Source organism: Amycolatopsis kentuckyensis (genome assembly GCF_002155975.1).
Classification (GTDB): Bacteria; Actinomycetota; Actinomycetes; order Mycobacteriales; family Pseudonocardiaceae; genus Amycolatopsis; species Amycolatopsis kentuckyensis.
In genome coordinates this window covers 257-654 of the sequence record NZ_MUMI01000889.1, presented here as the reverse complement: position 1 = coordinate 654, position 398 = coordinate 257, and the positions used below count along the sequence as shown (strand labels likewise).

Sequence of the window (398 nt, the reverse complement as noted above, 5' to 3'; positions counted from 1 at the left end):
CGGGCCGGCCGAGCTGCGGGCCCGTGCCTGGCACGCGACGGCGTTGCTGCGGCTGGTCCACGGCGACCGCCGGGGCGCGGACGCCGCCGTGCGCGCCGGGGTCCGGGTGATCGCCCGGTTCCGGGCCGGGCTGGGCGCGAGCGAGCTGCGCGCCCACGCGTCGGGGCACGCGAGCGAGCTGACCGGGCTGGGCCTGCGGCTCGCCGTCGAAGCGGGCCGCCCGGAGGCCGTGCTGCGGTGGGCGGAACAGCGGCACGCCGGCGCGCTTCGGCTGCGGCCCGCGCGGCCGCCGGACGACGAGGGCCTGGCCGCGGACCTCGCCGCCCTGCGCCAGACCGCCGTCGACCTCGCCGCCGGGACCGAGCGGGCGCCGGCCCTGCTGCGCCGGCAGGCCCGGC

1 pseudogene is annotated in these 398 nt (G+C 83.4%); it reads left to right on the top strand.

The features are described from left to right. Nucleotides 1-398 (top strand): annotated as a pseudogene (locus CCN39_RS52505) (CHAT domain-containing protein); the annotation flags it as partial.